Origin of the sequence: Kitasatospora sp. NPDC007106, assembly GCF_040634455.1 — a bacterium.
Taxonomy (GTDB): domain Bacteria; phylum Actinomycetota; class Actinomycetes; order Streptomycetales; family Streptomycetaceae; genus Kitasatospora; species Kitasatospora arboriphila.
The window spans coordinates 1-6,873 of the sequence record NZ_JBEYFP010000303.1; the positions used below are offsets into that span (position 1 = coordinate 1).

4 protein-coding genes are annotated in these 6,873 nt (G+C 75.8%); 3 read left to right on the forward strand and 1 reads right to left on the reverse strand.

All coding sequences use genetic code 11. The annotated features are described in order from the left end of the window. The 3 genes from ABZ641_RS21510 to ABZ641_RS21520 form a co-directional block, all read left to right on the forward strand. The coding region (locus ABZ641_RS21510) for a YfhO family protein (RefSeq protein WP_359983989.1) at positions 1-2,513 on the forward strand (2,513 nt) is incomplete at its 5' end. 68 nt (positions 2,514-2,581) lie between these two features. Beyond that, the gene (locus ABZ641_RS21515) at positions 2,582-3,556 is read left to right on the forward strand and encodes a glycosyltransferase family 2 protein (RefSeq protein ID WP_344628450.1); all 975 of its coding nucleotides are present in this window, start codon (positions 2,582-2,584) and stop codon (positions 3,554-3,556) included. Continuing rightward, positions 3,553-4,002, forward strand: a complete 450-nt coding sequence (locus ABZ641_RS21520) for a GtrA family protein (RefSeq protein WP_344628448.1) — start codon at positions 3,553-3,555, stop codon at positions 4,000-4,002. The genes ABZ641_RS21515 and ABZ641_RS21520 overlap by 4 nt, the downstream gene beginning before the upstream one ends. Here the strand turns inward: ABZ641_RS21520 and ABZ641_RS21525 are convergent. After that, the coding region (locus tag ABZ641_RS21525; RefSeq protein ID WP_359983992.1) for a S8 family serine peptidase at positions 3,943-6,873 on the reverse strand (2,931 nt) is incomplete at its 5' end. The two genes, ABZ641_RS21520 and ABZ641_RS21525, sit on opposite strands and share 60 nt — an antisense overlap.

The following is a 6,873-nucleotide window of genomic DNA, read 5'->3' on the forward strand; positions in this document are numbered from 1 at the left end:
CGGCCGCCGGGCGCTCCCGCAGGGGCGAGGCGGGCGCCGCGGCGCTGGCCGCCGTGCTGTCCATGGCGGCGTTCTGCCTGGCCGGCGCCCTGCGCGGGACGTACCCGTTCGGGGCGCGGTCGCGCGCGGTGAACGACCTCGGCAACCAGTTCGTGCCGTTCCACGCCCACCTGTGGGACCTGATGCACGGCCGGGGCGGCGGCGACCTGCTGTTCAACTGGAACAGCGGCTACGGCTCGCCGTTCCTCGGTGACTTCGTCACGTACCTGATGAACCCGTTCTCCTGGCTGGTCGGGCTGTTCCCGCGGGACGCCGTCAACCTCCCCGTGTTCCTCGTCACCCTGCTGAGCATCGGCCTGGGGGCGGCCGCGATGACGGTGCTGCTCGGCCGCCTGGCGCCGGGCGGCCCGTGGCTGCGCGCCCTGCTCGCGGTCGGCTACGGGCTCTGCGCCTGGGTGCTCAACGACGGCTCGCCGGACCCGATGTGGATGTGGGGCCTGGTCTCGCTGCCGGCCGTGGGCCTGGCCTGCGACTGGTGCCTGCGCGGCCGGCGCTGGGTGCTCGGCACCCTGCTGGTCGCCCTCGCCTGGGCGGGCAACTTCTACACCGGGGCGATGGCGACCATCGCCTCCTGCCTGGTGCTGCTGCTGCGCCTCGCGCTGGCCGGCACCCCGTGGCGGGAGCGGCTGCGGACGGCCGGGCGGGCGGCCGGGATGTTCACGGTCGGCGTGCTGCTGGCCGCGCCGGCGATGACGGTCTCGCTGAAGGCCAGCAAGGCCTCGCAGCCGGCCCCGCCCGCGACCTACGAGGGCGCGCCGGGCCTCACCGACTACCTGGCGCAACTGTTGCCCGGCGGCCGCTCGGACCACTCGGTGCCGAACGTCTTCGTCGGCGTGCTGGCGCTGCTGCTGGTCGCCTCGCTGCCCTTCAACCGGCGGGTCCGCCCCGCCGAGCGGATCGGCTGGTACGCGCTGCTGCTGCTGGTCGGGGCGAGCTTCGTCTGGGAGCCGACGATCCTGCTCTGGCACGGGCTGGCGATCCCCAACGGCAGTCCGTACCGGGCGTCGTTCGTGCTCAGCGGCATGCTGGTGATGGCGGCCTGGGCGTCGCTCGCCCGCCGTCCGGACGTCCGGGCGCTGCTGGGCGGCGCCGGGCTGGTGGCGCTGCTGGCGCTGGCCGGGCACGGGCAGAGCTCGGTCCGCTGGTCGACCTGGATCGAGGTCGGGGCGGGCGGCGCGCTGCTGCTCGGTGCGCTGCTGGCGCTCGCCCGGTGGCGCACGCGCCCGCTCGTGCGCCGGTCCGCCGGCGCGGTGCTGGTGCTCACCGTCTTCGCCTCGGCTGCGCACACCGCCTGGGCGGTCACCGGGATCCGTGACCGGCTGCCCTTCTACCAGCCGCGCACGACCGTCTCGGCGCAGTCGACGGCCGCGGCCGAGGCGCTGCACGCGGCCGACGACTGGCCGAACGGCCGCACCGACCCCGGTCCGCACGAGTTCGCCAACAACGACCCGCTGCTGCTCGGCGGCCAGGGCGGCTCGTACTACAGCAGCTACCTGCCCGCGGTGACCGCCGGGATGCTGCAGGAGCTCGGCGCCGGCTGGTACATCCAGGGCCGGCACACCCTCAGCCCGGCCGACCCGGTCGGGCGGGCGCTGTTCGGCGTCACCACGTACCTGGACTCCACCGGTGCGCCGGGCGGCTTCGCGGTGAAGCACGCCGCGGCCGCGCCGCTGGTCACCGTGCACCCGACGGCCGCCCCGGACACCCGCTCGGTGTGGAGCCGCCAGGAGTCGCTGCTCGGCGCGCGGGTCTACGAGACGCCGGCCCCGGAGTGGACGGCCGGTCCGCGGCCGGTCCGCTCGCCGGGCGGCTGGCGGGTGCCGGCGACGCCGAAGGGCGGCACCTGGACGACGTTCACCGCGTCCTGCACCCCGGGGCGCACCGCCTTCCTGTACGCGCCCTGGCTGGGCGGCACGGTGATGGGCGCGGGCGGCAAGTACACCAGCTGGGGCCGGCAGCCGATGACGGCGATGCCGATCCGCGAACTCGGCCCCGTCCCGGCCGACGGGCGGGTCACCGTCCAGTTGCGGGCCGCGGCGAAGGCGGAGGTCCCGGAGCTGCCGCTCGGCTGCCTCGATCCGGCGGCGCTGTCGGCCGCGCTGCACGGCCTGCACGGGGCGACGGAGGTCACCGCCGGCGGCCACGGGCTGCGGGCGGAGCTGCCGGCCGGGTCCACCGGCACCGCGCTGATCTCGGTGCCGGCCGTGGACGGCTGGCGGTGCTCGGTGGACGGCGGCCCGGCGCGGGCCCCCCGGTCGGTGCTCGGCATGACCGGCGTCGACCTGGGCGCGGGCGCCTCCGAGGTGTCCTGCGACTACCGTCCGCCGGGTCTGCTGCCCGGTCTCGCGGCGAGCGGGGCCGCCGCCGCGGTGCTGCTGGGCGTGGCGCTGCTCACGCGGCTGCGCCGCCGGAACGGGCGGGCGGCCGACGGCGGACCGGTACCATCTGTGTGAAATCAGACAGGCAGGGTGAGGGGTCAGTGCGTGCGGCCGCCGACTGCGTCGAGGCCGGAGGTGGACTGGTGCGGCTGTCCGTGGTGGTGCCCTGTTACAACGAGGAAGCGGTGGTCGAGCTCTTCGACACCGCGATCCGCGCGAGCCTCGACGCCCTGCCGGTCGAGTACGAGCTCTGCTACGTCGACGACGGCAGCGCGGACGGCACGCTGGAGCGGCTGCGCAAGATCGCCGCGGAGCACCCGGACACCACCCGCTACGTCTCCTTCAGCCGGAACTTCGGCAAGGAGGCCGGCATGCTGGCCGGCCTGCGCGAGGCGACGGGCGACGCGGTCGTGCTGATGGACGCCGACCTGCAGCACCCGCCGGAGCTGATCGAGCGGATGCTGGAGCTGTACGACCGCGGGCACGACCAGGTGATCGCCCGCCGCACCCGGGAGGGCGACAAGCCCGTCCGCACGGCGGTCAGCCGGCTCTACTACCGGATGGTCAACCGCTGGGTGGACGTCGAACTCCAGGACGGCGTCGGCGACTTCCGGTTGCTGTCGCGCGCCGCGGTGGACGCGCTGCTGTCCCTGCCGGAGTACAACCGGTTCTCCAAGGGCCTGTTCTCCTGGATCGGCTTCGACACCGTCACCTTCGACTACCAGAACGTCGCCCGCGAGGCCGGCGAGACGAAGTGGCGGTTCGGCGCGCTGCTCAACTACGGCATGGACGGCCTGATCTCGTTCAACAACCGGCCGCTGCGGATCGCCATCTACCTGGGCCTGGCCCTGGTCGGGGTGGCGGCGCTGTACGCGGCGTGGATCACCGGCGTCGCCCTGGTCGACGGCGTGGACTCCCCCGGCTACGTCACCCTCATCGTGGCGATCGTGGGGCTGGGCGGCCTGCAGATGGTGATGCTCGGTCTGATCGGCGAGTACATCGGCCGGATCTACTACGAGACCAAGCGGCGGCCGCACTTCCTGGTCAAGGAGACCAACGTGCCGCGGGCCGCGTTCCGCGCCGAGGGCCACCGCGCCCGTGCCGGGGAGCCGGTGTGAGCCCGCAGCTGTGGCAGGTCGTCAGGTTCGGCCTGGTCGGTGTGGTCAACACCGGCACCTTCTACCTGCTGTACCTGGCCTTCCACCCGTACCTGCCGTACTTCGCGGCGTTCAGCGCGGCGTTCTTCCTGAGCATGGTCGGCTCGTTCTTCCTGAACACGTACTTCACGTACCGGACCCGGCCGACCTGGCGGAAGTTCCTGCTCTTCCCGCTGCCGAACATCACCAACTACCTGGTGCAGAGCGGCGGGGTGTTCGTGCTGGTGGAGTGGGCGCGGGTGGACGACCGGTTCGCGCCGCTGCTGGCCGCAGCGGTCGCGATCCCGATCACCTACGTGCTGTCGAAGCTGGTGCTGACCGGGCGGGGCACGGGCCCCGCCGGCGGCTCAGCGCAGGGTGACGACCTCGGCCCGGCGTCCGCCCGGGTTGAGGTGGTGGAGCAGTAGCAGCCGGGCCGCGGCGTCCGCCCGGGCGACCCGCAGCACGCTGCCCGGCCGCTCCGGCACGGCGACGGCGGCCGGCCCGTCGGTGCCGTCGGTGCCGTCGCGGACGTCCAGTGCCGGGTGCAGCACGTCGAGGGCGAGGGTCGGCCGGCCGTCGGTGAGACCGATCGAGCCGAGCGCGTCCTGCTCGCTCGGCGCACCGGGCAGCACCTGGCCCGTCCACAGCGCGTACCGGACGGTGCTCGCACCGGACTTCAGCCCGGGCAGGGCGGAGAGCCGGACGGGCAGCACCAGGGCGTCGCCGTCGAGCAGCCCGGTGTCGGTGTCGCCCCAGCGGGCGTTCAGCGGCTGGACGTCCAGTTCCTTGCCGGTGCGGGCGTCCGTGGTGCGGGCCACCAGGACGTCGCTGCCGCGCAGCCGGGCGGCGGCGACGATCGCGTCGGTGCGGCCGTCCCCGTCGGTGTCCAGCGAGGCGCGCACCCCGAACATGCCGACCGGGGTGTCGGCCGGGCCCCACAGGGCGGCGGCCAGGTAGAGGGTGCCCTCTCCGAGCGGGTCCCCGTGCGCCGGGGCGTCGCTGGCCGCGCCCGCGAACCGCAGGTTGGCGGCGCGCTCGCCGGGCCGCTCCACGCAGATGTCGTCGGCGTCGCCGGCGTCGGCGCAGTCCGGCCAGCGGGCGGCCTCTCCGCCGTACACGAAGGCGCTGAGCAGCCCGGCGCCGTCGCCGGCCGGGGTGCCGGTGCCGGCCAGGGCGAGCATGGTGGCGCCGGCCCGCCCGGCGGCGAGCTGCGGCCCGGCGGTGAACTGCGAGGCGGGCCGCGGGGCGGCGAACAGCGGCACCCGCAGCTGCGGCAGGCCGGTGTCGGCCGGGGTCAGCAGCAGCCGGCCGGAGAGCTCGCCGCGGTAGCTTCGGGCCCGGCCGGCCTGTTCGAGGTCGAGGGTCGGGTCGGGGGTGCGGGTCAGGCTGCCGGGGACGCGCAGGGTGACGGTGACCCGGGCGGTGCCGCCGGGTTCGACGGTGACCTGCCCGGGGCTGATGCCGAAGGAGGCCCCGGGCAGCTCGGTGGCGGCCGCGTAGCCGGTGGTGTAGGTGAGCGGGGCGTCGCCGTGGTTGCGGATCTCCACCTGGCGTTCGAGCTCGACCGGGCCGGTGGCCTCGACCGGGCCGAAGGAGACGCCGACCGCGCCGTCCACCGCGCCCTGGCCCGCCGCGTAGGCGACCGCCGGGGTGGCGACGGCGGCGTCGACCCGGGCCCGGCCGGCGCCGGTGCGCTCCGGGCCGTACACCGGGCTGCCGGGGTCGGCGTCGTGCCGGGTGTCGACGGCGGTGTTCATCAGCGCGGCCTTGACCTCGGCGACCGGCCAGTCGGGGTGGGCGGCGCGGACGAGGGCGGCGAGGCCGGTGACGTGCGGGGCGGCCATCGAGGTGCCGTCCTCCCGCATGCCGCCGCTGCCGCTGCCCGCCTTCGCCGACCAGATCGTCTCGCCGGGCGCGGCGACGTCGGGCTTGACGATGCCGGGCACCCCGATCCCGCGGGAGGTGAAGGGGGTGAGCATGTCGGTGCGTTCGGGCCGGTCCTGGGAGACCGCGCCGTGCAGGGTGTTGCCCGGGGCGGCGAGCTGGACCTTCACCGGCCCGTCGGCCACCGCGGCGAGCAGCCGGTCGGAGTCGGTGCGGGCCAGCAGCACGGCCGGGATCCGGCTGTCGCCGGCGATCTCGGCGAGGGACTCGCCGTCGGCGGTGAACAGCGTGCCGACGGCGCCGGCGTCCGCGGCGTGGTCGGCGCGCACGGCCGAGCCGCAGGCCCGGTCGGCGTCCTTGCTGCGCCAGGCGAGCACGGCGATCCGGCCCTTGAGCCGGGCGGCGTCGGCCGCGTCGAAGGCGGTGCAGCCGTCCTGCTGGTCGGCGGGCCGGGCGAGTTCGGCGGTGACGTCCCGGTCGGACCAGCCGGTGTACTCGGAGCTCCAGTGGCCCGGGACGACGCCGGCGAGGGAGGCGGGGGCGAGCACCCGGATGCCGTCGGCGTCGCCGTGCGGGTCGACCGAGGCCGCGACGGTCACCACCCGGGCGGCGGTGCCGGGGCTGCCGCCGATCCCGTACAGGTCGCCCTCGTTGCCGGCCGAGGCGACCACCACGGTGCCCAGGGCGGACAGCGCGTCGGCGGCGAGCGAGTCTGCGTCGTCCGGGCTGCCGAAGGCGCTGCCGAGCGAGAGGTTGACCACGTCGAGGCGGTCGGAGAGGTCGCCGTCGCCGTTCGGGTCGGCGGCCAGGTCGAGGGCGTGCGCGAGCTGGTCGGTGGAGCCGTCGCAGCCGAAGACGCGCAGGGCGTAGAGGGTGGCGCCGGGGGCCGCGCCGGGGGCGACGGAGAAGGCGGCGGGGTCGAGGCCCTCCCGGTAGGGGCCGCGGTAGGGCTTGCCGTCCTTGGTGACGCCGAGGCCGGCGGCGGTGCCGGCGACGTGGGTGCCGTGGCCGTTGGCGGCGCAGTCGATCGGGTTGGCGTCCGGGTGCGGCACGGGCTGGTGGTGCGGCGAGGACGGGTCCGGGTTGTAGTCGTCGCCGACGAGGTCCTGGCCGCCGGCCACCTTGGCGTTGGGGAACAGCGCGGCCGGTGCCGGGCGGGCGCCGTCGACGGCGGTGGAGGCCTCCGGGGTGCCGGGGCCGCCGAAGTCGGCGTGGGTGTAGTCGATGCCGGAGTCGACGATGCCGATCCGCACCCCGCTGCCGGTGGTGCCGCCCGGGCCGGACCAGACGGCGGGTGCGCCGGTCAGCGGGACGGAGTGGGCGTTGGCCCGGTGCTGCAGGGTGACGCGGTGCACGGCGCGCTCCACCGGCAGGATCCGCTGCTCGGCGAGCAGCCGGCCGAGCGTCCGGCC